Origin of the sequence: Pseudolactococcus laudensis (genome assembly GCF_013449735.1) — a bacterium.
GTDB classification, from domain to species: domain Bacteria; phylum Bacillota; class Bacilli; order Lactobacillales; family Streptococcaceae; genus Pseudolactococcus; species Pseudolactococcus laudensis.
The window spans coordinates 16186-42939 of sequence record NZ_JACBNY010000002.1; the positions used below are offsets into that span (position 1 = coordinate 16186).

The 26754-nt window shown below is 38.6% G+C and carries 26 protein-coding genes; 23 read left to right on the forward strand and 3 right to left on the reverse strand.

What is annotated here, in order from left to right:
• Positions 1 to 222: 222 nt before the first annotated feature.
• The 4 genes from dtd (at position 223) to HZR21_RS01785 (ending at position 4686) form a co-directional block, all read left to right on the forward strand.
• Positions 223 to 678, forward strand: coding sequence for a D-aminoacyl-tRNA deacylase (gene dtd / locus HZR21_RS01770; protein WP_003138525.1), 456 nt, complete (start codon positions 223 to 225; stop codon positions 676 to 678).
• A gap of 203 nt (positions 679 to 881) precedes the next feature.
• The gene (locus tag HZR21_RS01775) at positions 882 to 2063 is read left to right on the forward strand and encodes an ABC transporter substrate-binding protein (RefSeq protein ID WP_180746141.1); all 1182 of its coding nucleotides are present in this window, start codon (positions 882 to 884) and stop codon (positions 2061 to 2063) included.
• A 67-nt stretch (positions 2064 to 2130) separates the two neighbouring features.
• The gene (locus tag HZR21_RS01780) at positions 2131 to 3303 is read left to right on the forward strand and encodes an ABC transporter substrate-binding protein (protein WP_180745907.1); all 1173 of its coding nucleotides are present in this window, start codon (positions 2131 to 2133) and stop codon (positions 3301 to 3303) included.
• Between the two features lie 201 nt (positions 3304 to 3504).
• The gene (locus tag HZR21_RS01785; protein ID WP_180745909.1) at positions 3505 to 4686 is read left to right on the forward strand and encodes an ABC transporter substrate-binding protein; all 1182 of its coding nucleotides are present in this window, start codon (positions 3505 to 3507) and stop codon (positions 4684 to 4686) included.
• A gap of 90 nt (positions 4687 to 4776) precedes the next feature.
• On the opposite strand, the gene HZR21_RS01790 is transcribed toward HZR21_RS01785, so the two are convergent.
• The gene (locus HZR21_RS01790; protein WP_180745911.1) at positions 4777 to 5358 is read right to left on the reverse strand and encodes a hypothetical protein; all 582 of its coding nucleotides are present in this window, start codon (positions 5356 to 5358) and stop codon (positions 4777 to 4779) included.
• A gap of 68 nt (positions 5359 to 5426) precedes the next feature.
• Positions 5427 to 6257, reverse strand: a complete 831-nt coding sequence (locus tag HZR21_RS01795) for a helix-turn-helix domain-containing protein (protein WP_180745913.1) — start codon at positions 6255 to 6257, stop codon at positions 5427 to 5429.
• Positions 6258 to 6492: 235 nt separating this feature from the next.
• Here HZR21_RS01795 and HZR21_RS01800 point away from each other — a divergent pair, with 235 nt between their 5' ends.
• The 6 genes from HZR21_RS01800 (at position 6493) to HZR21_RS01825 (ending at position 13382) form a co-directional block, all read left to right on the forward strand.
• Entirely contained in the window at positions 6493 to 7272 is a 780-nt protein-coding gene (locus HZR21_RS01800; protein WP_180745915.1) for a WxL domain-containing protein, read from the forward strand.
• Positions 7273 to 7347: 75 nt separating this feature from the next.
• Positions 7348 to 8064, forward strand: coding sequence for a WxL domain-containing protein (locus HZR21_RS01805; protein WP_180745917.1), 717 nt, complete (start codon positions 7348 to 7350; stop codon positions 8062 to 8064).
• A 248-nt stretch (positions 8065 to 8312) separates the two neighbouring features.
• Positions 8313 to 8918: a WxL domain-containing protein gene (locus HZR21_RS01810; RefSeq protein ID WP_180745918.1), complete on the forward strand. Its 606-nt coding sequence runs from the start codon at positions 8313 to 8315 to the stop codon at positions 8916 to 8918.
• A gap of 60 nt (positions 8919 to 8978) precedes the next feature.
• Positions 8979 to 10124 (forward strand): LPXTG cell wall anchor domain-containing protein, encoded by a 1146-nt coding sequence (locus tag HZR21_RS12000; RefSeq protein ID WP_180745920.1) that lies wholly within the window; start codon positions 8979 to 8981, stop codon positions 10122 to 10124.
• Between the two features lie 83 nt (positions 10125 to 10207).
• Positions 10208 to 10345, forward strand: coding sequence for a hypothetical protein (locus tag HZR21_RS01820; RefSeq protein WP_180745922.1), 138 nt, complete (start codon positions 10208 to 10210; stop codon positions 10343 to 10345).
• 253 nt (positions 10346 to 10598) lie between these two features.
• Entirely contained in the window at positions 10599 to 13382 is a 2784-nt protein-coding gene (locus tag HZR21_RS01825; protein WP_180745924.1) for a mucin-binding protein, read from the forward strand.
• Between the two features lie 243 nt (positions 13383 to 13625).
• Here the strand turns inward: HZR21_RS01825 and HZR21_RS01830 are convergent, their stop codons facing one another.
• Positions 13626 to 15173: a phage tail tip lysozyme gene (locus HZR21_RS01830; protein ID WP_180745926.1), complete on the reverse strand. Its 1548-nt coding sequence runs from the start codon at positions 15171 to 15173 to the stop codon at positions 13626 to 13628.
• A gap of 270 nt (positions 15174 to 15443) precedes the next feature.
• Here HZR21_RS01830 and HZR21_RS01835 point away from each other — a divergent pair, with 270 nt between their 5' ends.
• The 13 genes from HZR21_RS01835 (at position 15444) to HZR21_RS01895 (ending at position 26734) form a co-directional block, all read left to right on the forward strand.
• Complete coding sequence (locus HZR21_RS01835; protein ID WP_180745928.1) at positions 15444 to 16325, forward strand: branched-chain amino acid ABC transporter permease; 882 nt, start codon at positions 15444 to 15446, stop codon at positions 16323 to 16325.
• 4 nt (positions 16326 to 16329) lie between these two features.
• Complete coding sequence (locus HZR21_RS01840) at positions 16330 to 17289, forward strand: branched-chain amino acid ABC transporter permease (RefSeq protein ID WP_180745930.1); 960 nt, start codon at positions 16330 to 16332, stop codon at positions 17287 to 17289.
• Complete coding sequence (locus HZR21_RS01845) at positions 17289 to 18053, forward strand: ABC transporter ATP-binding protein (RefSeq protein WP_180745932.1); 765 nt, start codon at positions 17289 to 17291, stop codon at positions 18051 to 18053. The genes HZR21_RS01840 and HZR21_RS01845 overlap by 1 nt, the downstream gene beginning before the upstream one ends.
• Positions 18053 to 18763 (forward strand): ABC transporter ATP-binding protein, encoded by a 711-nt coding sequence (locus HZR21_RS01850; protein ID WP_031366878.1) that lies wholly within the window; start codon positions 18053 to 18055, stop codon positions 18761 to 18763. The genes HZR21_RS01845 and HZR21_RS01850 overlap by 1 nt, the downstream gene beginning before the upstream one ends.
• A gap of 102 nt (positions 18764 to 18865) precedes the next feature.
• A complete protein-coding gene (locus HZR21_RS01855) occupies positions 18866 to 19510 on the forward strand; it encodes a queuosine precursor transporter (protein WP_180745934.1) in 645 nt (214 codons plus the stop codon).
• Entirely contained in the window at positions 19503 to 20384 is an 882-nt protein-coding gene (locus HZR21_RS01860; protein ID WP_180745936.1) for a nucleoside hydrolase, read from the forward strand. Before HZR21_RS01855 ends, HZR21_RS01860 begins: the two co-directional genes overlap by 8 nt.
• Positions 20385 to 20510: 126 nt before the next feature.
• Positions 20511 to 21170 carry a CBS and ACT domain-containing protein gene (locus HZR21_RS01865; RefSeq protein ID WP_180745938.1) on the forward strand — a complete coding sequence of 220 codons (660 nt, stop codon included), beginning with the start codon at positions 20511 to 20513 and terminating at the stop codon, positions 21168 to 21170.
• A 96-nt stretch (positions 21171 to 21266) separates the two neighbouring features.
• Positions 21267 to 22004, forward strand: coding sequence for a lysophospholipid acyltransferase family protein (locus HZR21_RS01870; RefSeq protein WP_180745940.1), 738 nt, complete (start codon positions 21267 to 21269; stop codon positions 22002 to 22004).
• A 97-nt stretch (positions 22005 to 22101) separates the two neighbouring features.
• Positions 22102 to 22458: a GntR family transcriptional regulator gene (locus tag HZR21_RS01875; RefSeq protein ID WP_003140000.1), complete on the forward strand. Its 357-nt coding sequence runs from the start codon at positions 22102 to 22104 to the stop codon at positions 22456 to 22458.
• The gene (locus HZR21_RS01880) at positions 22442 to 23269 is read left to right on the forward strand and encodes an ATP-binding cassette domain-containing protein (RefSeq protein WP_180745942.1); all 828 of its coding nucleotides are present in this window, start codon (positions 22442 to 22444) and stop codon (positions 23267 to 23269) included. The genes HZR21_RS01875 and HZR21_RS01880 overlap by 17 nt, the downstream gene beginning before the upstream one ends.
• A gap of 5 nt (positions 23270 to 23274) precedes the next feature.
• On the forward strand, positions 23275 to 24489 hold the full coding sequence (locus tag HZR21_RS01885; RefSeq protein ID WP_180745944.1) for a hypothetical protein: 1215 nt from the start codon (positions 23275 to 23277) through the stop codon (positions 24487 to 24489).
• Positions 24490 to 24600: 111 nt separating this feature from the next.
• On the forward strand, positions 24601 to 25740 hold the full coding sequence (dnaJ, locus tag HZR21_RS01890; protein ID WP_180745946.1) for a molecular chaperone DnaJ: 1140 nt from the start codon (positions 24601 to 24603) through the stop codon (positions 25738 to 25740).
• A gap of 547 nt (positions 25741 to 26287) precedes the next feature.
• Positions 26288 to 26734 carry a MarR family transcriptional regulator gene (locus HZR21_RS01895; protein WP_003139993.1) on the forward strand — a complete coding sequence of 149 codons (447 nt, stop codon included), beginning with the start codon at positions 26288 to 26290 and terminating at the stop codon, positions 26732 to 26734.
• The last annotated feature ends 20 nt before the right edge of the window (positions 26735 to 26754 follow it).

The window sequence follows — 26754 nt, forward strand, 5'->3', positions numbered from 1 at the left end:
AATTAACAGTGTGGTAATGAGCTCATTACGAATGGTGAGGATTCTTTCCCCCTTTGAACCTCACCAAATTCCCTTTTTTACCATAAAACACCTTGATGGACGCATCGAGGTGTTTTTATTTTTTCTGATAAGTATTAGGCATCCTGGTTATTTCTTGCTCGACTATCCAATTAGTCGTATTGGCATATCCGATTTTGCCTTAAACATGATAGAATAGAAGGTATGAAAATCGTGATTCAGCGTGTCAAACGCGCAAGCTGCAGTATCAATCAAAACATTGTTTCAGAAATTCAACAAGGGTTGTTACTTCTGGTTGGGATAGAGGATGCGGATACAGAACAAGATGTCGTCTATGCGGTCAGAAAAATTGCCAATATGCGAATTTTCTCGGATGAGCAAGGCAAGATGAACCTGTCTGTTAAAGATATTCCTGATGGTGCTATTTTGTCAATCTCACAGTTTACTTTATTTGCAGAAACAAAAAAAGGCAATCGGCCAAGTTTTATTAAAGCTGGAAAGCCTGAATATGCCAAAGCTTTATATGAAAAATTTAATCAAGCTATGGCTGCTGAGATTCAAACAGCAGTAGGTATTTTTGGTGCGGATATGCAAATTTCTCTTGAAAATGACGGACCTGTTACACTTATATTAGAGACTAAAGATGGGCGCGGTATATAAGATAAGTTATATTTTGCTTTGCTTTTTTCAAGGCTACAAATGACTTTGATTAGCATAATATCGCTTTTTTTGTGATTTAAAAATGAATACAGAAAAATTGTTGACAATTATCAGATAATTTTGTATACTTATGACGTACTGAATTTTCAGAATATTATGATGCTTTATGAATCAGGAATATATAACAAGGAGAAAACAATATGATACTTAAATCTTTAGGAATAATCGCAGCAGCTGGTTTAGCTGCTTTAACACTTACAGCCTGTGGTGCAGCACCTGGAGCTGGCTCAGCAGCATCAAAAGGCACAGAAATTGGCAAGACCTTTAAATTAGGTTATGACCTTGAATTGTCTGGTGGCGTAGCTGCTTACGGTAATGCTGGTAAAAATGGTGCAAATCTAGCAGTTGATGAAATCAACAAAGCAGGTGGTATTGACGGAAAACAAATCACAGTTGTTTCAAAAGATAACAAGTCTGATAATGCTGAAGCTGCAACTGTTGTCTCTAACCTTATTAATAATGATAAAGTCAATGCTGTTATCGGCTCGATGACATCAGGTGCCGTTAAATCAATGACACCTAACATTACTAAGGGTGCAGTACCATTGGTGACACCTGCAGGAACTGACGATACACTGACAGTTACTAATGGTGAGGTCAATGAGTATATCTTCCGTTCAACTTTCCAAGATAGCTACCAAGGTAAAGTGCTTGCTAACTATACAACGAATGAACTCAAGGCTAAAAAAGTGGTACTCTACTATGATAACTCATCTGACTATGCCAAAGGTATTGCTAAATCATTTGAGAAAACCTATGATGGTAAAATCGTCGATAAAGTCTCTTTCCAATCTGGGGATAAAGATTTCCAAGCAACTCTATCTAAGATTAAAGGTGAAGATTTTGATGCGATTGTCATGCCAGGCTATTACAATGAAACTGGTTTGATTACCAAACAAGCGCGTGAACTTGGTATTGAGCAACCAATTCTTGGTGGTGATGGCTTTGCTGACCCAACCTTCATTACACTAGCTGGTGATGCGGCAGCGACTAATGTTTATTACGTGTCAGGTTACTCAGCTAAAGCGCTGGCTACTGATACAACGACGAAATTTATCGCAGCCTACCAAGCTAAATATAAATCTGAGCCTTCAATGTTTGACGCACTTTCTTACGATGCGGTTTACATGGTGAAACAAGCAGCCGAAGATATAAAAGCTAAAACATCAGTGGATGTTAAGGATGGCCTTGCGAAGCTCAAAAACTTTAAAGGTGCGACTGGTGAAATTACAGTCGATAAAGACCACAACCCAGTCAAAGAAGCAGTTGTAATCAAACTTGAAAATGGTAAAGAAGCGTCTGCAACACTTGTTAAACCAGACTAATCACTAAATGTGGCAAAGTCACAAAGTCTTACGGCTTTGTGATTTGTGCGTTACAATGGGAGAAAAAATGAAAAAAATTGCAATATTAGGACTTGCTGCTGCATCGCTCTTGGCGTTAGCGGCTTGTGGAAGTGCCCCTGGTGCCTCAAAAAATGGTTCAGAAAAAGGAAATGCCATTGGAAAAACTTTTAAAATTGGTTTAAATATGGAATTGTCAGGTGCTTATGCAGCGCCAGGGAATGCTGAAAAAAATGCCATTCAATTAGCAGCAGATGAAATCAATGCCGATGGTGGTATCAATGGCAAAAAGGTTCAATTGGTCGTGAAAGATAATAAGACTGATAATGGTGAGGTTGCAACTGTTGCCTCTAATCTGACCAATAATGACAAGGTTGCTGCAATCATTGGGCCTATGTCTTCTGGTGGGACGCTAGCTGCGACACCAAATGTGACCAAAGCACAAGTGCCCTTGATTACACCGACAGGTACCAATGATAGTTTAACGGTTAAAAATGATAAGGTACAGCCTTATATTTTCCGGACGATTTTCCCAGATGCTTTCCAAGGTAAAGTTATCGCAAATTATACTGAAAAAACATTAAAAGCGGAGAAAGTTCTTGTTTATTATGACAATTCGTCAGACTATGCGCGTGGTATTTTAGGGACTTTTAAAGATAACTATAAAGGTGAAATTGTTGATACTTTAAGTTTTCAAGGTGGTGACAAGGATTTCCAAGCTGCTTTAACGAAGGTGAAAAATAAGTCCTTTGATGCGATTGTATTGATTGGCTACTATGCTGAAGGTGGTTTAATTACAAAACAAGCTCGTGAAATGGGCTTGAATCAACCGATTGTTGGTGGAGACGGTATCTCTGACCCAACCTATACAGAGTTAGCAGGCAGTGCTGCAACTGATGTGTATTATGTTGCTGGCTTTTCTACAAAAGCACCCTTTAATGATAAAACAACAGCATTTATCAAGGCCTACAAAGCGGCTTACAATGAGGAACCTTCTGCCTTTGCGGCTTGCGCCTATGATGCGGTTTACATGATTAAGCAAGCGGCAGAAGAGGGGAAAGTTAAGAATTCTGCAGAATTGGCTGAGGCTCTAGCCAAAGTTAAGGGATTAGTTGGTGTGACGGGTACGATTGATATTGATAAAAATCATAATCCTGTTAAGTCAGCTGTCATGGTTAAATTAGAGGATGGCAAAGAAGCGTCAGCTGAGATTGTCAAGTAATATCGACTGAAATCTTATCTTTCATGAGAGATTAGAGGGTTAAACCTTCTAAAACACGAACATTTAAAGCTAAATTTAAACGTTTTTTTGATAAGAACAGAAATTTGCTTGACAACTTTCTGAAAATTGATAAAATGATATATAAAATTAACGCTGAAGGTTTAAAGCTAGGCCAACCCTTTAGTTTATTAGGAGAAGAACATGAAAAAAATGTCAAAAGTTTTCGTCAGTTTAACAGCTGTGGTAGCAGTTTTCATACTGGCGTCTTGTAGTGCAGCACCGGGTGCGGCAACTAATACGACAGGTAACCGAATTGGGAAGACTTTTAAATTGGGGTATGACATTGAAATGACTGGTGCCGTGGCAGCTTATGGGAAGGCTGGCGAGCGTGGCGCAGATATGGCTGTCTCTGAAATTAATGCAACTGGTGGTATTAACGGCAAAAAAGTAGAAGTCATCAAGAAAGACAACAAGTCTGATAATGCAGAGTCTGCGACTGTTGCTGCCAACCTGATGTCCAATGACCTAGTTAATGCCGTTATTGGTACCAATGCTTCATCGCAAACCAAGGCTATGATTCCAAATGCTAACAAATTTGCAGTGCCTATTGTTGCGCCAACTTCAACCAATGATGAGTTGACGCATCAAGGTAACAAAGTCGAAAAATACGTTTTCCGTGCCATTTTTCCAGATTCATTCCAAGGTAAAGTTATTTCCGATTTTGTTACGGATTCATTGAAATCAGATAGTGTTGCAGTATATTATGATAACTCGTCAGACTATGCAAAAGGTCTCTACCAAAACTTCAAAGATAATTACAAGGGTCAGATAGTAGATGTTGCGACTTATCAAGCTGGGGACAAAGATTTTCAAGCGCAGTTATCTAAATTATCGAAGGAAAAATTTGGGACCTTGCTTGTCCTAGGTTACTATCAAGAAGCAGGGATTTTAGTTAAACAGGCGCGTGAGTTGGATATTAACGTACCAGTCATTGGTGGCGATGTCCTTGCAGACCCAACCTTCTCGAAACTCGCAGGACCTGATGCAGCCAACGACATCTATTTTGTTTCTGGTTTCTCAAGCTTGAAACCTGCTAACGACAAGACAGAAGCTTTTATCAAACATTACAAAGCTAAGTATGGTGAAGAACCGTCTGCTTATGCTGCTTGCGCCTATGATGCTGTGATGATGGTAAAGGCCGCAGCGACTGCTGAAAACGCTAAAACATCAGTAGATGTTGTCGATGGCCTTGCTAAACTCAAAAACTTCGAGGGTGTAACAGGCAATATTACGGTCAATAAAAACCATGACCCAGTTAAATCAGCCTACTTGGTTAAACTTGAAAAAGGAAAAGAAGTCTCAGCTGAGATTGTCAATCCTTAAAAAAGCGAATTGCATAATCTAGATAAAATAAGGTTCCAATCTGAAACATCAGATTGGAACCTTATTTTTTATACACAGTATATGATGAGCCTATTTGTAATTTCTTAGCTCAGTCTCTAAGCGTTTGAGAAAGAGATCTAGCTCACCTTTATGCCATTCTGTATAAAACAAAGAGGTCGAAAAAAAGGGAACATCTCGAAATTTTTCTTCAGGTATCCAGTTAGAAATGATACCATCAGGTATTCTTCCGTTCAGTTGTTCAGAAGTATAGATAACAATAGGAAATGACGTGCTATTGATAATTTGAGTAATAAGTGCCTGTCGATGAAGTGAGGAGATGCTACTTTGTACGAGGAGTTTCATTGGTGGATGATGTTTGGCTGCAATAACTCGTAATAATATTGTATAGTAATCATGTAAACTAGGAAATTTTTGAATAAGTTTTTTGATTTCACCATTGTCATTGCAGAGGTCGTTAATAAATTTCTGTATAAGCTTTGAAATATTACCGCCGTTTGTATTATATCTATCAATCATCTCTTCTAAGTTAAAAGTTTTAGCGCGCCCTGTAAAAATGGCAGCTTCCTTATTAAAAAGGGATAAATTGTAGTTTAAGTAAGTGATTTCGTATTGTTCTAATGATAAACGAGATTTTTCTTGAAATTTTGTCACAAAATATTGAACAGTAGGAGAATTACAAGGTGTAACTTGATGTTCATATTTCTTACACTCTTCAAATGTTAGTATGTTTGCACGACAAAATAGAAAATATAAGTAACGACTTTCTTTTCTTTTTGTTTTGTTTGCAGGTCAGGACAGTCGCTTAAAAAATCAAGTGCATCTATTCTTTGGAAAAAATCATCATATGTAATGAAAGGCGAATCCTGTAAAATAAATTGCTTTTCTGAGGTAATAAAGTAACCAGATTTGCAAGCAACTTGGAAAATATAGAACCCTAATTTTATTTTTGATAGCGTAACGTATGTTATATCGGGTATAATTTCCAGTAATAGCGTTGTAATTTGGTCAAGTTTAGGACAGGGTCCGGTAATTTTATCCAGATTTAATCCCCAAAGTAGGTTGTAATACAAAAAACGTATTTGATGCTCTTCACCTTGAAGAGGTCTATTTTGAAGAAAACTAATTTTGCATTGATACGGTTTTAGAAAGTGATTGATTTGTTTGATATGAAGTGAGGCATTAGATTTGCTAAGTGCTAAATCAAGATATAAATCTGTAAAAGTGATTTGTGGATTCTCAAAAATACTCATGATAATCTGATATTTAATTGAGGTTTGCGTAAAGTGATGATATAAGTCGAAAATATTAAAGTTCGTGTCCATTATCATTTTGAGCTTACCTTTATGAAGTGTAAATGTCTCTAAATTTTTCTGGTCACAGTAGTCTAATAAGATATCTAGATAAGTTTTGATTGTTTTTTTAGTGATACTAAGTTTATCTTCAAATTCGCTAAAAGAGATCTCTCTTGTAGGCTGTTTACTAACTTGATTTATAATTTCCAAAATACTCTTGTAATTCTTATCTAATAGAAACGTTTCTAAGTTTTGCATGTAAAATATCCCCTAGTTAATTCGATTAATATTAGTAGTATATAAAAAATATAAGAAATAGAAAATAAAATACAATAGAAACCAAAAAAATTATGTTCGATGCATCTGATAATCCAGTAAGGTAAAGGTTTTTTAACTGTCTTATTTTTTTACCTTATTTTGGAAATAATGAGGACGAATAGTATTGAGAAAGATGATATTCTAATATACATACACAAGAAAGGAGGTAATTTGGGTGAAAAAGACAATTTTGATTGTGCTATCTTTTGTGTTGTTGAGCGGTACTTTGCTTGTTCATGCGGATACAGTCAGTAAAGAATCAACTGAGTCTGGCATAGAGTTTACACAAAAGAAATTAATAGGTACACCACGTGATCCAAGAGACCCGAGTCAACCATTTCAAGGAAAATACGGTATAATACAAACTTTTGAAGATGATAATGAGCAAAATCATTCGCAAGCGACTCAAAAGAATCCTAAACTTCTAAGTTGGAATGAGGAGACAGATTTCGGTTTGGCACATGTACCTGCAGATCTGTCCTTTGGTGTGATTGGTGATGCGCAGGGCGTTTCAGTTTATCGCTCTAAAGGGAATGCCGCGTTTTACGAAGATGACAATTATTTTTTACAAATGATGGATAATCGAGATACACCATCTACTGGTTGGCACATCAGTGTTCAATTGCAAGATAAGATTTCTTCTGTTAGTGGTTCTCACAAAGTAGAAGGTGCAATGCTTTGGTTTCCGAAAGGTGAATCAAGAAATGAGTTGAATCAGGATAGTGCGGCAGTCGATACAACGAATTTTGAGACTTTTTCTGGTTACGTAACAGATATGACGCCGCTAGAAGTTTGGCGTACAAAAGGAAGTGCAGAAAAACGTGGTAAGGCAGTTTCGTCTTATATGTGGGCTGCAAATGAAATGGAATTACATATTCCTGATAATGCAGAACTGTTGAATGAGAGATATTCATTTAGTATGCTTTGGACAGCTGCTGTATCACCGGAAATGTAATGACTAACTTTTAGATAATATGTGAGTTATTTATAGGGATTTAAAAATAGGAAGGTATTTAGAAGATACTTAAACATGAAAAATATTAAATTACTTTCAGCATTATCATTAATGATGCTTATAACATCTGCGACAAGCGGTGTTGTTAGTGCTGACCCGCTTACCGATCGCTCGACGGCAGGTAGTATTGAATTTGACAACGATACGGCGACAATCGTAACACCGACTGATCCAGAAAATCCTGGTTCAGTATTACCAGTGATACCAACTGATCCAAGTTATCCAGGTGAAGTTATCACAGGCCCTAGTGGCGGTCTTTTCTTAGCGATTGTTCCTAAAAACTTTAATTTTGGTAGCCATAAAATCGGAGCTGCTGATATTTTTTCTGGTGGCATTTTGACTTTTGACCAAGAAGCGAGTTTTGACGATAGGGCTTACTCACAAGCAGTAGAAGTTCATGATGGTCGAATTGATAAACACGATTGGACGCTTTCAGCACAGTTATCAGCATTTGATTCCGGTAAATTAGCTGGATCAACGATTACAATAGATAACGCAAAAACAGTTTCTCAATTTCCAAACCAAGACCCTTTATTGATTCAAGGTGCTCAAACTGAAATCACACAAACTAGTTCTGTTGATTTCTTAAAATCAAATCCAAAAGCAAAAGGAGATACTTCCGCGGTGTGGTCAGATGCCTCGGACGTAAAGATCCATGTTCCAGCAGATAAAATTACTAAGGGCGTACATAACGCAACTGTTGACTGGACTTTAATCGCAGGGGCTAACTAATCTTTCACTAGTTAGCTTATCCAAAATAAAACTATTATAGAGAATAAAAAGAGGGATTACAATTTATGAAACACATGAAACTATTTTCAGCATCAGCTTTAGCAGTGACATTATTTTCGGCATCATCAGCCTAAACAGCTGTTTCTGCCAAACAACATGACACATCATCAAGTGTTGTTTTAGCAGCAGATACTGGTGTTGGTGGTACAGTTATCTTACCAACTCTACCCAACAACTTGGGAACTCACTTGCCAGATACCATTTATCCAAGTGGTAAGAAACCAGATGTAACTAATCCAGCACTTGTCCTTAATCAACCAGTTGCGACTAATGCGGACTATCCCAATGAAGTTATTCCAGGTTATGCTGGTGAGTTATATTTTTCTCTAATTCCAAAACAATTTGATTTTGGTACACATAAAGTAAGTGCTGCTGATCAACAATCAGGTGTTGCCTATGTTCAAGAATCAGCTGCACCATTTACTGGTAATCAAGCAGTAGAAGTTCACGATGGTCGCGTCTCTTCCGGTGATGATTGGCACGTAGAAGCGGAGTTAGGTACTTTGCAAAATCTTACAGGTGCAACAATCACTTTTAGTAATACACAGGTAGGCAATCAATACAGTGGTACAATAGCTTTGGGTAATGGTCATACTGGTACAGCTTTCACATTGACTGAAGGTGCAGGGGCTAAAAACTTTTTGAGCGCTGGAACAAAATCTTCTAAAGGCGACACTGCTGCTTACTGGAATAATCTAACAGATTTGAAAATCTCAATCCCAGCGGACTCATTGAAAGTTGGTGCTCATACTGCAGATGTCACATGGACACTAACAAATACACCAGAAGTCTAAGCGATCAAAATTAAAAAAATAAGTTAAACAACAAGACATTAAAAATTGGAGAAAATAAACGTGAAAAATATCAAATTATTGAGTACATTAGCCCTTTCAGCAAGCCTATTATCAGTTGGATCAGTTGCTGTTTCAGCAGCAGTTATTAATGCAACAGGTACAGCGACAGAAACATCTGTTGGATCAGCTAGTTTTGTTACAGATAATACAACTATCGTTACCCCTCAAGTTCCTGGTGGGAAAGGTCCTGATACACTACCGCCTGGTCCAGAAAATCCAGATACAGTAGACCCAAATGTTAAAGCGAGTGATTTAGCCTTATATGCTCATCCAACCGAGTTTAACTTTGGTGTAACAAAAATTTCTGCAGCTGACAAACAAAAAAGTACAGTAGTATTGACGCAAAAAAAATGGGCGACTGTTAACAATAATGCTGATGGAACTGATACAACAGATCCAGCCAAATTGCATCAACGTGATTTTCAAAGTTTACGTCTTCAGGATGGTCGTGTAAATCCAAAAGATTGGACAATTTCTGCAGAGGCGTCAACATTTAAAGATGGTGCAAAAACATTGACTGGCGCTAGTATCAATATTGCCAGTGCAACTGATTATACATCTGATCCCAAAGGTAAAGTATCAGCATTAAAAGATTTTAAAATTGAAGCTGATGGCAAAACTGTAACTTCAGATATTTTAAAAGCTGATCCAGAAGCGCGTTTCACTTCAGACTTGAGTTGGAATACCGACAAAGTAACATTAGAATTTTCGGGTGCTGTCATTGATACAGTTAGTCCTTCTTATTCTGTTACTTCTTGTTCTATTTATATTGTCAAGAAAACGTCGCAAAAAGGAAGAAGAGAAATGATGTATCCTAGTTTTAAAGAAAAATATAAGGAGAATACAGTGAAAAAAACTGTTAAGTATCTGTTGTTGTCACTTCTAACGTTCACTTCTATTGGTTCATTTCATGTTTCTGCTGAAACATATGGCGATTTTAAAGTAGAAAAAGCAGTCTCAGTGCCAGCCCCGACACCCGCTCCCAGTGGTGGAAGCGGTGTTGTTTCGGCAAGCAACCTACCTATGACAGGGGAACAAGTGGCTGCTTGGGGGGTGCTTGTAGGTTTGTTACTGCTTGCAGTTGCCCTTCTCTTATTTGTTATTAAGAAAAGAAGAGAACAAGAAAAGTCACAAACTTGTACCTAATGTTAAGGCATTCAATTTTAAGTCAAACTTAGGCTAGGTCTGTTGATTAGACAATCGAAAATAGTAATGGGGAGGATATGGATATGACGATCTCAAAATATAAAAAAGAAACAGTAGAAAAATGTTATTTGGAACTAGTGATTGTGACATTTTTGTCATTACTACCGATAATTGCAGTTATAGCAAGAGGTTTAATCTTAACTTTTGGATTGAAAAAATAATCAGAATTCTATTGCGGCAAGATAAGTTGCAAAAAGAAATTTTACTATCAGATGCTTTGCTAAGTTGATTGATAACATTTTTACAAATGTTTATGTTTTTTATTTAGTAGCACAGCTTTCAGGTAAAGCAGTTTCATTATACAATGCTTTGTTTTTTTACCATAGTTTGGGGGATAATGAAGGAATTGGCTGTTATAAAAGATGATAGGATATAAACAGACATTATCTTTATATTAGATAAAGGAAAATATTAATGGTGAAAAAATTTAAACATGATACAAAAGAAACAAACTACCGTATATGGAAGTCAGGAAAAATGTGGCTTTATGCCAGTGTTGCTTTAGCTAGTATAGCAGGCGGTGCAGCACTAGAAGCACAAGGAATAACATCTAAAGTCTTATCTTATGTAAAAAAAGATTTAGGAAATGATGTTGTAGAGGCATTGGCAAGTACGCCTAGTCTCTTAAACCGTGGCGATGTCTTGCCGTCAGATTTTTATGCAACGGTAGCAGATTTCTCGGTTCCTTCGACAGTTGGGACAGACTTTGCTAATAATGCGACAAAATCAGTCAGTGGTTCGATTAATCCAAGGTTTGAAGGCTCAACTTATGTGATTCCCTCTGCTGATAATTCAAATGCGATTGCGGGCTTTAACCAGCCACTTGATCCAACAAAAGATTTTTCTATATCAGCTGAAATTACGGTGCCGGATGCACGAGTTGCAGCAGCAGGTATCTATATTTCGGATGTACCCTCAGAAGATATTGTGAAAAAATTAGGGACAGATTCTGGTAATTACCCAGGTTATTCTGGCTCACTTATAGACAAAAAAGAAGCTTACGATGGTCATTATATGCTCTTTTCTGGTTTTCATAATTCAGGTGGGTATGTGGCTATTTTGGCTAGTGGTACTGCCTATACACCAATGACAAAGGGAGATAGTCCATATGGTAATTCAAAATATATAGATGATGACTATGTTCTTCTAGGTGGTGGTACAGAAGGAAAAAATGTCAAGGTTTGGGCAACCATTAATTACAGCGCTACGACAGGGATTGCAACTGTCATCTACCGACACAATTCGACTACTGGCTATACAGCGACGAATAGTGCAAATAATGGTTATACTAAGACTAATAAAACAGCAACCGTACAATTTAAGATTAGTCAGTCTTCGCCAGTTTATCTAGGTATTGTTGGTAACGGAGATAAAAATGATTCAAAGGGTGATTATACAAGTCGCTCGACTGTGACTTCTGTGACAGGGACTTATTTGACAAAAGAGCGTTATGTCGAATTTAAAGATGATGCCAGTAATCCTTTACTTGCGCCATCTAAAGTTTTAATGCCACGAGGTGGACGTCTAGGGATTGGGAATAACGATCTCAAAACACCTTATTACTTCGATAAACCAGATGTGCCACAAGGTTATACTTATCTCGAAACGCTAAACCCAAGTGTTGGTGATGATAAAAATGTTGTTGTTAAATATCAGCGTGATGTTCAAACTGGTTTAGTTGAACGCGTAAACAATTTAACTGGTCAGAAGATGGATCCAAGTAAAAATATTGTGATTAAGGGTGCGACAAATCAAGATTTATCTGTTAATGTGCCCAAGATATCTGGGTATTACTATGTTAATCAGATCTTAGGAGATGCGACAAGCCCGATCTACGCAGCCGATGGGGCAACAGTTGACTTTAAACTGAAGATGGATGATACACCAAACGGGACAGCCACAACTGATAGTCAGGAACAGATAATTGAAACGTATATGATGCCTTCTGTACAGGAGCGTATTTTAACAGTCAATAAGCCTGACGGGACAGTCCTGACTGAGAAACAAATGTCAACAACTGATACAGATTTCAGTCCTATTGGAGGTCAGTATGTTATCCCTGGTTACCGTGCAGTTGTTGATAGTAAGCCTGTTACAGATATAGAGATGTCACAAGGTATCCCTGGAGAAGTAACAGATCATACGGATAACTTAAAAGCTGCGACTGATAAAACACCTCAAACACACACGATTACCTATCAAGCAGAACCACAAAAAGCAACGATTGCCTATCAAGATATGACAACCGGTAAGACGATTAAAACAGATACAATTAACGGTATTTCTGATACAATGATGACTTATGATACAGCTTCTAATATTGCATCGTACGTTAAACAAGGATATGTTGTTAAATATAATAACTTCACCGATGGTGCTGAAAAATTTGATAACGTACCAGGTATTGACCAAAGTTATATCGTCGAACTTGTTCATGATTCAAAAGATCCAGTAGAGACAAAAACACTTAAACATGAAGTTGCCTATACTGTAAAAGATGGCCTTGTCTCAGCCCCTCAAGATTATGCGACAGAGACAAAGATTACTTATACTTATTTTGTCGATAAGGTGACAGGAACTATTATTACTAAAGACTTTACAGGTTATGCAGTCAATGGTGATCTTAATCTTATCCCTAAGGCACCAAAGTATGACTCGGATCATCCGGATGCTAATGTTGCACAGGATGGCCAAGTAACATTTATTTCGCCTATTGTGCCTAACATCCAAGGTTATTCGCCTACTGTTTCAGAAAATACAACTATTAAGTATAGTCAAGCCAAGGATGGTGACGTATTAAAGAGTACAGTTTTGTACGTCAATCAAGGGAGCATCAGACTTTCTACTGTCCCAGATCTTGATTTTGGTAGTCAAATCATTTCACCTAAAAATCGAGGGAAAGTTTATTCAGCAAACTTCTCAGATGATTTAATCGTGGATGATGATCGTAAAGTGATTAAGGATGGTTGGCATTTATCGGTGCAACAAACAACACCTCTTACATCAACGGATGGTAAAACGAAATTAAGACACTTACTTTTCTTTCGTGAAACTGACGGGGGAACATTATCTGACTTAGATGGTGGTAGTGATTTAGTTATTTATGACTACACATCCAAATCTGCCTTAGGCGTTCTTGAAACGGTTAAGCCGACAAGTGATTGGAACAAAAAAATGATGGTGTTGGATTTTATCTGAAAGATAATGGTAATTTTAAAGCAGGAGACTATTCGACTGTTTTAACCTGGACATTAGGAGCAGGCCCAAGCTTTTAAACATTGACAAGAAAATGAATAATGGTTTGTTACGACTACTCGATAGAATAAAAAAATAGCATTTTCAACCGGTAGATTTTGGTTGGAAGTGCTATTTGTTTAGTTTTTAACTCATGTTTTTATGTCAACAAAAAAAGCCTATCTTGGTTAAAATAGGCTTTCCTAATTAATAATTCATATGGATATATGATGCAGCGCTTTTAGGAATAGTACGTGTACTTGTTTTTCCAAGGCCTGCTGCGCCATTCATTTCTTTGACAGTAACACTATCGCCAGATACACCGATGACAACTGCAACGTGACCATAATTAGCATCGGCACCTGCACTACCAGGGGCAAAGACAGCAATCGTCGAATTGGCAACAGGCTGATCATCAACTTGGAGCCCTTCACGGCTAGCATTCGCTGCCCAGTCTTTTGCATTGCCCCACCAATCGCCCATATGAGCTTTGAAAACGTCTTTGACGTACCAAGTACAGTTTTCAGCAGCGTAAGTATTCCCAGTGCTGTAAGGTCCTTGGTTGACATCAATAGGTACTGCAACATTGCCGTCAAAATCAACGTAATCTTTGAGCAAATCATACCATTTTTGAGCATTTGCTTCGATCGTATCTACTTTAGTTTGAGGATCTGCTAGCGCCACACCCTCATAATAGAGTGACCAGTCTAGACTTGCCTGAACTGGATCAGTTGCGTTACCAACAATATCTTTGACGTTAGTAAATGCACCGTTTAATTCTGTAGAAACTAAGTTCATTTGAACATCAAGTGATAGCGTTCTAGATTCAGCATTTGCCCAACGGTTACCATTGACCATATTAGACCAACCAGACCATTGGAAAACTCCAGCAACACCACCAGAATCATTGACTGTTTCTGGATTGAAACCTGATTCACGTTCAGCAACAGCTAAGGCACCAGATGCACCTTCAAGTGTAAAGCCTTCTTGCGCCATTAAATGGTTAGCAATATCGATGGCATTTTGTGCATTATCTACAGATAGATTAGTTTCGCTAGCTAATGTTTCTGCTGAAATACTTAAAATACCACCGTTGATTGTTTTGGCAGGTTTAATAATTAACTCTTGACCTGCAAAAATGTAATCAGTACTAGAAAGTTTTGAATGTTTAACAATATCCTCGACTGAGACATTTTGTGCTTGGGCAATATCCCATAACGTGTCACCAGATTTAACAGTATAAGTAACTGCAGGTATGACAATAGGTTCAGGACGTTTAGCGGCAACAGCAGGTTTAATTACTAGTTCTTGCCCAATATAGATGAAATCTGTATTGTTCAGCTTAGAATATTTAATAATGTCCTCAACTGAGACACCATGTGTTTGGGCGATTCGTGATAAGGTATCACCAGCTTGAACGGTATAAGTTACCGCAGGCTGAGCTTTAGCTGGTGCAGTTGATGTTTTAGCAACAGTTGGTGTCGGTATGATTTGCGCAGGTTGGCTAGTTTCGATGGTTTGACCAGTTGAAATTTGAGCAGGATCTGAAATCCCATTAAGCGCAGTTAGCGCCTCAACACTAGTATTAAATTTTTGGACGATATTCCAAAGGTTATCGCCAGATTCAACGGTATATGTATCTGCTGAGGCTGCATTTGAAAATGCAAAAACGCCTGCGACTGTACTGGCACTAAGTGCTAACTTTACTGCAGTTTTATTATATTGATCGATGATTGGTTGGTCGTGCTTACCCATAACTTCTGTCCCTTCTCTGTGTACAATAATTTACTATGTATCTCACATTATACCATAGATTGTCTAAAACATGAAACGATATATAAAAAAATGATTAAGAATCAATTAAATCAAAGGAATCAACTTGAATTTTCTGAAAATTGTGGTAAAATGAGTAAGATAATTGTCTAGTACAACGATATATAACGATATATGATGAAGTAATCATTGAGTAGTAACGTTGGAAATGTGACATAAATTAAATATAAAATATAAAAATGGAGAAAAGCAATGCAAATTATTGTAAATGGCTTGATTCTCGGAAGTGTCTATGCGTTGATTGCGCTTGGTTACACAATGGTTTACGGGATTATCAAGCTGATTAACTTTGCGCACGGAGATGTTTATATGATGGGCGCTTTTATGGGCTATTATTTTATCAACAGCTTACATTTGAACTTTTTCGTCGCTTTAATTTTATCGATGGCTGGTTGTGCCCTTTTGGGGATGGCAATCGAATTTCTGGCGTACCGTCCTTTACGTAAATCGACCAAAGTAGCGGCTCTGATTACGGCGATAGGTGTATCATTTTTACTTGAAAATGTCATGATTTACTTCGTTGGTTCGGCCTCTCGTCAATTTCCTAATGCCATTAAAGTCACGAAATACGCCTTTGCGGGGGTTACAATCACTAACGTTCAGTTGATGATCTTGGTGACGGCTGTGATTTTGATGGTGCTCTTACAGCTCATCGTCAAGAAAACGAAGATGGGGAAAGCTATGCGTGCAGTCTCTGTTGAGGCTGATGCCGCTCGTTTGATGGGGATTAATGTCGACCGAACAATCAGCTTTACTTTTGCCCTAGGTTCAGCACTTGCTGGTGCGGCAGGTGTCTTGATTGGTCTTTACTATGGCTCTATCGACCCACTCATGGGTATGGCGCCGGGTCTTAAAGCCTTTGTAGCGGCTGTTCTCGGTGGGATTGGGATTATTCCTGGTGCCGCGCTTGGTGGGATTGTTATTGGCCTACTCGAAACAGTAGCACAGTCCTTACCTGGTAAACTCTCGTGGGTCGCGGGTTACAAGGATGCCGTTGTTTACGCTGTCTTAATTATCATTCTTTTAATTCGTCCTGCCGGCATTCTTGGCAAAAACGTGAAAGAGAAGGTGTAAGCTGATGAAAAAAAATCTAAAAACAAATCTCATCTGGCTAGCGATTATTGCCGTTGTCTATGCGATTCTTTTAGCCTTAATCGTCGCGGGCATCATTAACGCCTTTGTCGCACAAATCATCACGCAAATCGGGATCAACCTAATCGTTGCTGTCGGCCTCAACCTCGTCATCGGTTTCACAGGACAATTTTCATTTGGCTCGGCCGGGTTCATGGCGATTGGCGCTTATACATCGGCCATTGTCACAGCGCGTATGGCGCCAACTTGGGGCTCAATTTTCTTGTCAATGCTGATTGGTGCAATTGTTGCCGGTGTTGTTGCGGTCATCGTTGGCTACCCAACTCTGCGTTTGAAGGGTGATTACTTGGCCATTGCGACGCTTGGTGTCTCTGAAATCATTCGGATTCTGATCATGAATGGTGGCGATTTAACCAATGGTGCGGCCGGTTTGTCAGGAATTATCCTCTTTACAGACTGGGGTATGACCTTCATCTTTGCTGTTGTGATTATCATTTTGATTCTGAATTTTATCAATTCACCTTCAGGTCGTGCGACACTTTCAGTACGTGAAGATGAAATCGCCTCTGAATCCATGGGTGTCAATGTCACTCGCGTCAAAGTGATTGCTTTCACCCTTGGTGCTATGGTGACAGCCGTTGCAGGGAGTCTGTACGCTGGCTTTATCGGAACAGTCACACCTAAAGATTTCACATGGATGAAATCAGTTGATGCCTTGATTATCGTTGTACTCGGTGGTTTAGGATCTATCACAGGGACTGTTATCGCAGCCATTATTTTAGGCTTACTTAATATGTTCCTTCAAGATTTCGGCGCTATCCGAATGATTATCTACTCACTTGTCTTGATCTTAGTGATGATTTTCCGTCCAGGTGGCTTACTTGGCACATGGGAATTCAAAATCTCACGGTTTTTCAATAAAAAAGAAAAAAAGGAGGCTAAATAATGGCACTTCTTGAAGTTAAAAATCTAACTAAAAATTTCGGTGGTTTGACGGCCGTCGGTGATGTGAATATCGAACTTGGTGATTCTGAGCTTGTTGGCTTGATTGGCCCAAATGGCGCTGGGAAAACAACGCTGTTTAACCTTTTGACTGGTGTGTATGAGCCTTCTGAAGGAACGGTGAGTTTAGATGGAAAAATTCTAAACGGTATGCCGACTTATAAAATCGCTGCTGCTGGTTTATCACGGACCTTCCAAAACATCCGCTTGTTTAAAGATTTGAGCGTTTTGGATAATGTGTTGATTGCCATGGGCACACGTAAAAAATCTAAATTGATTGAATCATTCTTGCGCTTGCCAGGCTATTATAAGCAAGAAGAAGAAATGAAAAAAGAAGCACTAGAACTGTTGGCCATCTTTGATTTAGATGTCAAATATGATAGCCTAGCGAAAAACTTGCCTTATGGTGAACAACGTCGTTTGGAAATCGTTCGGGCGCTTGCAACACAACCTAAAATTCTATTTTTAGATGAGCCTGCAGCTGGCATGAACCCGCAAGAAACAGCGGAATTGACAGCCTTGATCAAACAAATTCAACAACAGTTTAATATCACGATTCTTTTAATCGAACATGATATGAGCTTGGTTATGAATGTAACAGAGCGGATCTACGTGCTAGAATATGGTCGTCTCATTGCTCATGGGACACCAGATGAAATCAAGCATAACAAGCGTGTAATCGAGGCATACTTAGGAGGAGAAGCATAATGGCTATGTTAGAAGTTAAAAACCTTGACGTCCATTATGGTGTCATCCAAGGTGTTCGAGATGTCTCTTTTGAGGTCAATCAAGGCGAAGTTGTTTCCTTAATCGGTGCCAATGGTGCTGGGAAAACCTCTATTCTTCGAACAATTTCAGGTCTTGTTAGACCCTCAAATGGGACAATTACCTTTGAAGGACAAGAGATTCAAAAAACACCCGCCCAAAAAATCGTGGCAAGTGGTCTATCTCAAGTCCCAGAAGGACGTCATGTTTTCCCAGGTCTCTCTGTCTTAGAAAACTTGGAAATGGGTGCTTTCTTGCGTAAAAATCGTGAAGAAAATGCGCAAAATCTCAAACACGTTTTCCAACGTTTTCCACGTCTGGAAGAACGTAAAACACAGGATGCGGCGACCCTTTCAGGTGGTGAACAACAAATGCTTGCCATGGGTCGTGCCTTGATGAGCCAACCTAAACTTTTGTTGTTAGATGAGCCATCAATGGGATTGGCACCGATTTTCATTCAAGAAATATTTGAGATTATCAAAGATATCCAAAAACAAGGCACAACCGTTTTATTGATTGAGCAAAATGCCAATATGGCACTCTCAATCGCTGATCGTGGCTATGTTTTGGAAACAGGTAAAGTCATCTTGTCTGGTACAGGTAAAGAATTGCTTGCATCAGATGAAGTTCGTAAGGCTTATCTGGGTGGTTAATACAGACAAAAGCCAAGGTTTTAAACTTTGGTCTTTTGTGTGTTTCTAGTGAAGGATTAAAATAAACGGGTTCCCTCACCCCGAAAATCAAAAAGGAGTAACATGTTTAATCAAATTACCTCAAAAGCAGGACTCTACGGTGTCTTTTTTACTGCAACGTTCTTTTTGGCTGCTTGGGCAAATATCAATGTTGGTATTGTCTTTCAGCCAGTGCATATCTTTAATTTTGAACTGACCCTAACGGGTGGTGATATTTTCTTTCCTTTAGTCTATATCATTAACGATTTGGCAGCAGAATTTTTCGGTAAGAAAAAAGCAATCAAATTATCAGTTATTGCATCACTTTTGTTTACGATATTGGCAGTGATTTCTTACATGACGACTTTTGTGCCAAACATTAGTCCTGAGTACGCATCAGCAGCAAGAGTTCTCTTTGCCTTTAGTCCAAGAGCTGCTATTTCAGGTGTCATTGCCTTGTTAGTTGGCACCACCTTAAATGCTTATGTCTTCGAAGCGATGAAAAATCGAGGTGCAGGCTTTAAGCGTCGTGCCTGGGTATCAACGATGATTGGTGAATTGGGCGATTCTGTCTTAGTTACCTTTCTGATGTTTGCTGGCTTGATGCCAATGTCAATCTTGATTTCAATGATTGTAACCCAATATATCTTGAAACTATGTGTTGAGGGGATCCTTGTGGCACATACTGAAAAAATTGCTAAGCAATTACACCAACAAATTGATGACTAGACAAAAAATAATAATTGATTGTGACCCTGGGATTGATGATATGCTCGCCATTCGTTATGCACTACGCTCACCTAAACTTGAGGTCGTAGGCTTTAGCGTGGTTAGTGGTAACGTTGCTGATTATAAGGGTGTTAACAATTTAAAGGAAATTCTATATCAGGAAAATCGCCTAGTTTTGCCAATCCATATTGGCCGAGGCAGACCGTTAAATAAATTTTTTAGAGATGCTGAAGATACACATGGGCAATATGGGCTAGGTTATTTTAGTGACTATCACCAGCTTGATAAGGCGGTTGCACCTGAAAGTGCGAGCGAATTTTTACTGGCACATGCGGATTGCACTATTTTAGCGCTAGGACCATTGACGAATATCGCAGATAGTTATTTACTTAATCCAACACTTGCTCAATCTTTTAAGATTATTAGCATGGGTGGTAATCTCTATGAGCAAGGAAACATGAGTGAGTTTTCCGAGTACAATTATTGGGTAGATCCAGAAAGTGCTAAGCTTGCTTTAAATCATCTCGATGTGACCATGGTAGGCCTTGACGTGACGAGAAAACTTAAATTCTATCCCGAGGATGTTGTTGATGAAACAGATTTAGAGATCTTACGTTTTTATTTTGAATTTCACCAAAAATATGAAAACTTCTATGGCGCAGTTATTAATGATCCATTGGTTGTTGATTATCTTCTATACCCTCAGGATTATACGAGTCAAAAAGTAAAACTTGATGTGCTGACTGAAGAAGGTGAGTATCGTGGTCAGACGATTGTATCACAAGATAATGATTACCGTTTGAATCAGGCTTTAGTAACAGTGTCGGATATTAATAAGATAAAAGCACGGATAAAAAAACAAGTCTTGAATTAATCAGTCAATAGTATGGTTAAAGCATAAAGTACGAAGTTATGATGCGCTTGATATGAATAATCGTGGTAAAATAAAGCTAAAGATAGGTTATATTCAATTAAGCAAATAAGAAAGGGAGTAACAATTATGGCAGTAAAAGATTTTATGACAAAAAAAGTCATCTACGTCTCTCCAACGACTAAGGTAGCAAAAGCTGCTGACATTATGAAAGAACAAGGGATTCACCGCCTTCCTGTTATTGAAAATGATAAATTAGTGGGGTTGGTGACAGCTGGTACGATTGAAAAGGCCAGTCCGTCTGTTGCAACATCTCTGTCAGTCTACGAGATGAATTATTTGCTGAATAAAACGACAGTTGGCGAAGTGATGATTCGTGAAGTCTTGACGATTTCAAAATATGCCTCATTAGAAGATGCCGTCTATCTCATGCGTCAAAATAATGTTGGTGTCTTGCCGGTTGTTGATCATGACCAAATCAGCGGTGTGATTACAGATAAAGACGTCTTTGGTGCCTTCCTGAAAATTGCAGGGTATGGTGAATCAGGCGTTCGTGTTCGTTTGCTTATGCCTGATGTAATGGGGTCATTGGCAAAAGTCGCAGATCTTTTAGCTGAAAAGTCATTGGACGTTAGAAGTATCGTCCAAATCAACAACGACAACAAAAAGACAGTCGTTGAAATCCAATTGACAGGCGGACTCAGCCCAGAAGAAATCGAACAAGCTTTGGTTGCCGCAGGATTTGAAGTCGACGAAATTCACGAAACTGAGAGCAAGCTAGTTAGATAAAGCACTGCGCAATTTCAGATAAATATGATAAAATAGACGAATAAGTCTATTTTTTATAGCCTAAAACCACTTCATAAATACATAAAAGGAAGAATTATGTTTTACATTTACCTTAGAAATTTCGTCGCATTCCTCTTGTGGATGCTCAATGGCAATGCGCATTACCATAATAAAGATAAAATTTTAGACCCTTCTGAAAATTATATCCTCGTCGCCCCACATAGAACCTGGTGGGACCCAGTTTATATGGCATTTGCGACAAAACCCAAAGAATTCATCTTCATGGCAAAAAAAGAACTCTTTAAAAATGCCTTTTTCGGCTATTGGATTGAGAAGTGTGGCGCTTTCCCTATTGACCGGGATCATCCAGGCCCTAGTACAATCAAATACCCCACAAAAGTACTCAAAATCTCTAACCGTTCATTGATTATGTTTCCTTCCGGCTCTCGTCATTCAACAGACGTCAAAGGTGGCGTTGCCGTCATTGCCAAAATGGCGAAAGTACGCATTTTACCAGCTGTTTATCAAGGACCGAGAACATTCAAGGCTCTGGCTAAGCGCGAGCAAGTAGATATGAATTTCGGAAATGCCATTGATATCTCGGATATTAAGAAAATGGATGAGGCGGGTATCGCTGAAGTTGCACGTCGTATTGAATCAGAGTTTGACCGTTTGGATGCTGAATTAGAGGCGACAAAAGGGACGCATCGTCGCATGATTTTTGGCTACATCCCACGCTTGATTTTGCTGATTCCAGCCATTATCATTACACTGCTAACTGTACTTTTTACTATGGTGGCAGCACCTATTCATAAAAAGTTGAAAAAATCATGAGCTATCATGGTTTTTTTTGTTTTACTGAAATATAGGCTTGACAAAACCAACTGTACTATCTATAATAGTACATATAATACAAAAAGAAAGGATTACCATGAATAAATTAGCGATATATGAACAACTGGCCTACCAAATTAAGCATGAGATTGCGGCTGGCATTATTCAACCCGGTGATAAGCTACCAAGTGTGCGAAAGTTTGCGCTGGAAAAGCAAATTAATCCGAATACAGCGGTCAAAGTGTATAAGACTTTGGAAAATGAAGGTGTGATTATCTCGATTCCTAGTAAGGGTAATTTTGTGAGTGATGATGCTGACCAATTACAAAGTCTACGTGTGGCAGAGCTAACAGAGAATTTTCGGGATTTACTACAAGAGATGCGAGATAACCACATCAAAGAATCAGCTATTTTAAAATTAGTAGAAGGAGTTTACCATGACTTTGAGCGTTAACAATGTGAGCAAAACAATTGAAGGCAATCCGATATTAGAAAATGTGACCTTTGACATGGTGGGTGGCAGTATCGTTGGTCTTGTCGGACGTAACGGTGTTGGGAAAACGACTTTAATGCGACTGATTGCAGGTGAAATGCAGCCAGAAAGTGGTCAAATTCAATTTGATGAAACAGGTCGAGCCTCTGTTTTCTATCTGGATACTTTGTCGAATTGGATGACGAGTTACACAGCGATATTGGCAGCAGATGTTTTAGCAGTTTTTTATCCCCAATTTAATCGTGAGCATTTTGAAGAGATACTCTGCTCACAAAAGTTACCTTTGAATAAAACTATCTCAAGTTTTTCAAAAGGACAAAAGGCTTTAGTTTATATCGCAGCAGGCATTGCCAGTCAAGCTAATTATTTGCTATTTGATGAACCCTTAGATGGTTTGGATGTTTTTGTCAAAGATCACTTTAAAGCGTTACTACTTGAAGCGGTGGATGAGGGACGCGGTGTCATCATTGCCACGCATAATCTAGCTGAATTAGATAGTTTGGCGGATAGGACATTACTGATTAATGATCGGTATGTCATTGAGCAAGAAAATGATACGGATATTGTCAAAATTCAATTTGTTTATGAGGGAGATGAACTCGCGTCCAACTTGACAGATGTTGCGACAATCCTTGAAAAAAGAGGCCGTGTCTATATTGCTTTGATTTCAGAGTCGTTGATCCCTGCGATTTTTACAGATACAACGACCTATAAATTTGTCGAGATTTTATCTGTGACGACTGAGGATATTTTCAGAAAGGAACTGGGGTAAGGTTAATGAAAAATGTAATGACAGCATATTATAGATTGCGTAAGGGATGGCTAATTGCTTTTTACAGCCTTATTATTCTAGCTGGTATGGTCGGCATGGTCGTGGATAGTGGCAACTGGCATACTTGGGAAAAACAATTTGACAAGTATTTCTCTGCTAAAGCATACCATGAAATCCGTGATTACTTAGGGACTGAACAGGTGAGTCATGCTGATGTTTATGAAAAATATGAAAATGCCAACGATTATTTGAATCTGATTGGTTTTCGAGGAGATATTGAAGGTCCTGAGAAACCTGGTGAGCCTAGAGCAAGCATTTATTATAAACTGATGCCGGCTAAGTTTGAAACATTTAGAGAGCATCAACTGGCTTATTATGCACCGACGGATAAGCATGCTTATAAATATGACTTTCTCAGTATCAACCAAATCTGGGTGAGTCGACCAGGTGAATCTATTGAAGTTTCCTTAAATGCCGTTGCTTTAATTGGCGCACCACTTTTAGTGATTGTGGCAGTATTTAGTTTGATGTTGATGTTTGACCAATGGAAGAAATTACCAAGTTTCATACGCTCACGAACTGGTCATGCTGGGTTATTACTTGGGGCACAAGCTATTTATTGGGCAATCATACCTTTTGTCTTAGCTGGTGTGATGTCTGTGGTGACACAATTGACCCGCTCACTTTTTATTCCTGAAAAGTTTGTCACTGTTCCTTGGGCAGCTATCCTGAACTATTCCGCAGATTTTCTAGCTCAGATGATTTTATTTGCGATTTTGGCTGGTTTTGTGCATGCTTTGGTTGGTAACCCAATCTATAAGGTCATTACCTTTATATGTGCCCTATGTGCTTTGGGGCTATCCATTAGTGTCTTTCATGATTTGACAGGTATCGGAATTTTGAATAATTTTAACCAGTTTAGTTATTTTGTCTATTTTATGATTGGAGGCGTCTTAATTCTTGCGACAGTATGGTTGCAGTCTAAATATTCGTTAAAGCAAGATAGTAGTTATATCCGGCTACCAAAGCTGAGGCTTGCTTTCTATCTGGTAATTGTTTTCTTCGCGATATTCGATTTTCTGGTACCATTGCTCGCTTTGCGAGGGAATAACTGGAATGCAATGGATTCAGTGATTCATGTGGTTGTTCCGGTCGTGTTTGTCGTTTTATTTGCTAAATTAGTTCTGAATAAAGACATTCGCCATTTGGTTTTAAAATAAAAATTAGCACTCTGAAAAAAGAGTGCTAATTTTTTTGTCAAAATTGGTCAAACATGGTAAAATGGATGTACACTAAAAAATACTAAATAAAATAAAAGAGGTTTTGCCTAAATGAATAACACAGAATACTACGAACGTCTGGGCGTCAGCAAGTCTGCTAGCCAAGACGAAATCAAAAAAGCTTATCGTAAATTGTCGAAACAGTATCACCCGGATATTAATAAAGAAGCCGGCGCTGAGGACAAGTATAAGGAAATTCAAGAAGCCTATGAAACACTAGGTGATGAACAAAAACGTGCAGCCTATGACCAATATGGCGCAGCTGGTGCCAATGGTGGTTTCGGTGGTGGCGGCGGATTTGGTGGATTTGATGGATTCTCAAGTGGCGGTTTCGGCGGCTTTGATGACATCTTTTCATCATTCTTTGGCGGTGGCGGTGCGCAAAGTAATCCGACTGCCCCACGTCAAGGTCAAGATTTACAATATCGCATGAAGTTGAAATTCGAAGAGGCGATTTTTGGCGTTGATAAAGAAATTAGCTACCCACGCGAACAAGCTTGTCATACCTGTCATGGCAATGGTGCTAAACCGGGTACGCAGCCTGTTACTTGTAGCAAGTGTGGTGGTCGAGGCCAAGTACAAGTGGCGCGTGATACACCACTTGGTCGTGTGATGACAACAGCGACTTGTGATGTTTGTCATGGTACTGGTAAAGAAATCAAAGAAAAATGTCCAACTTGTCATGGTTCAGGTCATGAAAAACAAGAACATAAAGTTAAAGTTTCAGTACCAGCAGGTGTAGAAACGGGCCAACAAATGCGCATGCAAGGTGGCGGAGATGCTGGTGTTAACCAGGGCCCTTATGGCGATCTTTATGTTGTCTTTGATGTAGCAGCATCTGACAAATTCGAACGTGATGGTTCTGATATTTTCTATGATATGCCTCTTGAGTTTGTTCAAGCAGCACTCGGTGATGAAGTTGAAGTACCAACAGTTCATGGAAATGTTAAGCTAAAAATTCCAGCAGGTACACAAACCGGTCAAAATTTCCGTTTACGTGGTAAAGGTGCGCCTAAATTACGTGGCACAGGTAATGGCGACCAACACGTCATCGTCAATATTGTGACACCTAAGAAACTTAATGACGCCCAAAAAGAAGCCTTGACAGCCTTTGCCAAAGCAAGCGGTCAAAGCGTCTCAGCACAAAAACCAGAAGGATTCTTTGATAAATTAAAAAAAGAATTTAAGTAAAAACATGATACGAAAAAGCGTTGTGGCATCGCCACAAACTTCTGTAGAAAATTAGGGATTTGCCGTAAGCAAACGAAGTTTGTGCGGATAAATCATCTATTTTCCTAAGAAGTTAGCTTGAAGTTCAAAAAACATGATACGAAAAGCGATGTGGCATCGCCACAAACTTCTGTAGAAAATTGTCTAAAGAGACTGGGGGAAAAAGCCTCAGTCACCAAAAGAGAAAAGTAAGCCTACCAGTTTACTTTTCTCTTTTTTGTATGATTTGCTGAATGAATTCAAGTTTTTCACGAAAAAACTTATTTTTACCGATAACGTATTGTTTTGCCAAAAGAACACCAATTTCGCACAAAAATGGCACTTTTCTTACCGATTTGGTATTGTTTTGCCAAAAGAATGCCAATTTCGTATTATGCTCAATGAATCATAGTGTTGTTTTACATTTTTGGGGAAAATGACATAAAAATAGGTTATGATCGATTTTGGGAGGTGCTTTTGTCGCAATCTCTTTATGTTGCACTGGAAACAAATATGCTATAATGTAATCATGGAAAAATCAGAACAAATTATGTCAGGCATTACAGATTTGAACAATAAGCTGTTGCTGTTACGTAAACCGATAATGGAAAAAGCAATGACAGGTTTTAGCTTATCAGAAATTGCTTATATGGAATATATTGCTTTGCATCCAGATGCTAATGTCACACGACTTGCTACGGCACTTTACATGACGCGAGGGGCGATTAGTAAAATCACTAAAAAATTGGAAAAAAAAGGCATGATTACCAGTTATCAGAAGCCTGATAATAAAAAAGAGCTCTACTTTGCGTTAACAGCAGAAGGTCAAAAGATTGATGCCATTCATCGTCAACTACACCAAGACTTCCTTGCAGCAGACCAAAAGGTATTTTCAGCTTTTTCAGATAGTGAATTAACAACGGTTTTACGTTTTGTTGACGCTTATAATCAGCATTTAAATCAAGAGTTAAATTGAGACCTTTCGGAGGTCTTATT

Coding starts and splice junctions, on each gene's coding strand:
- HZR21_RS01820 (WP_180745922.1), top strand. CDS start 10,208: ATGACGATCTCAAAATATAAAAAAGAAACAGTAGAAAAATGTTATTTG.
- HZR21_RS01825 (WP_180745924.1), top strand. CDS start 10,599: ATGGTGAAAAAATTTAAACATGATACAAAAGAAACAAACTACCGTATA.
- HZR21_RS01830 (WP_180745926.1), bottom strand. CDS start 15,173: ATGGGTAAGCACGACCAACCAATCATCGATCAATATAATAAAACTGCA.
- HZR21_RS01785 (WP_180745909.1), top strand. CDS start 3,505: ATGAAAAAAATGTCAAAAGTTTTCGTCAGTTTAACAGCTGTGGTAGCA.
- HZR21_RS01875 (WP_003140000.1), top strand. CDS start 22,102: ATGAATAAATTAGCGATATATGAACAACTGGCCTACCAAATTAAGCAT.
- HZR21_RS01780 (WP_180745907.1), top strand. CDS start 2,131: ATGAAAAAAATTGCAATATTAGGACTTGCTGCTGCATCGCTCTTGGCG.
- HZR21_RS01885 (WP_180745944.1), top strand. CDS start 23,275: ATGAAAAATGTAATGACAGCATATTATAGATTGCGTAAGGGATGGCTA.
- HZR21_RS01840 (WP_180745930.1), top strand. CDS start 16,330: ATGAAAAAAAATCTAAAAACAAATCTCATCTGGCTAGCGATTATTGCC.
- HZR21_RS01805 (WP_180745917.1), top strand. CDS start 7,348: ATGAAAAATATTAAATTACTTTCAGCATTATCATTAATGATGCTTATA.
- HZR21_RS01855 (WP_180745934.1), top strand. CDS start 18,866: ATGTTTAATCAAATTACCTCAAAAGCAGGACTCTACGGTGTCTTTTTT.
- HZR21_RS01870 (WP_180745940.1), top strand. CDS start 21,267: ATGTTTTACATTTACCTTAGAAATTTCGTCGCATTCCTCTTGTGGATG.
- HZR21_RS01850 (WP_031366878.1), top strand. CDS start 18,053: ATGGCTATGTTAGAAGTTAAAAACCTTGACGTCCATTATGGTGTCATC.
- dtd (WP_003138525.1), top strand. CDS start 223: ATGAAAATCGTGATTCAGCGTGTCAAACGCGCAAGCTGCAGTATCAAT.
- HZR21_RS01795 (WP_180745913.1), bottom strand. CDS start 6,257: ATGCAAAACTTAGAAACGTTTCTATTAGATAAGAATTACAAGAGTATT.
- HZR21_RS01895 (WP_003139993.1), top strand. CDS start 26,288: ATGGAAAAATCAGAACAAATTATGTCAGGCATTACAGATTTGAACAAT.
- dnaJ (WP_180745946.1), top strand. CDS start 24,601: ATGAATAACACAGAATACTACGAACGTCTGGGCGTCAGCAAGTCTGCT.
- HZR21_RS01835 (WP_180745928.1), top strand. CDS start 15,444: ATGCAAATTATTGTAAATGGCTTGATTCTCGGAAGTGTCTATGCGTTG.
- HZR21_RS01860 (WP_180745936.1), top strand. CDS start 19,503: ATGACTAGACAAAAAATAATAATTGATTGTGACCCTGGGATTGATGAT.
- HZR21_RS01845 (WP_180745932.1), top strand. CDS start 17,289: ATGGCACTTCTTGAAGTTAAAAATCTAACTAAAAATTTCGGTGGTTTG.
- HZR21_RS01880 (WP_180745942.1), top strand. CDS start 22,442: ATGACTTTGAGCGTTAACAATGTGAGCAAAACAATTGAAGGCAATCCG.
- HZR21_RS01865 (WP_180745938.1), top strand. CDS start 20,511: ATGGCAGTAAAAGATTTTATGACAAAAAAAGTCATCTACGTCTCTCCA.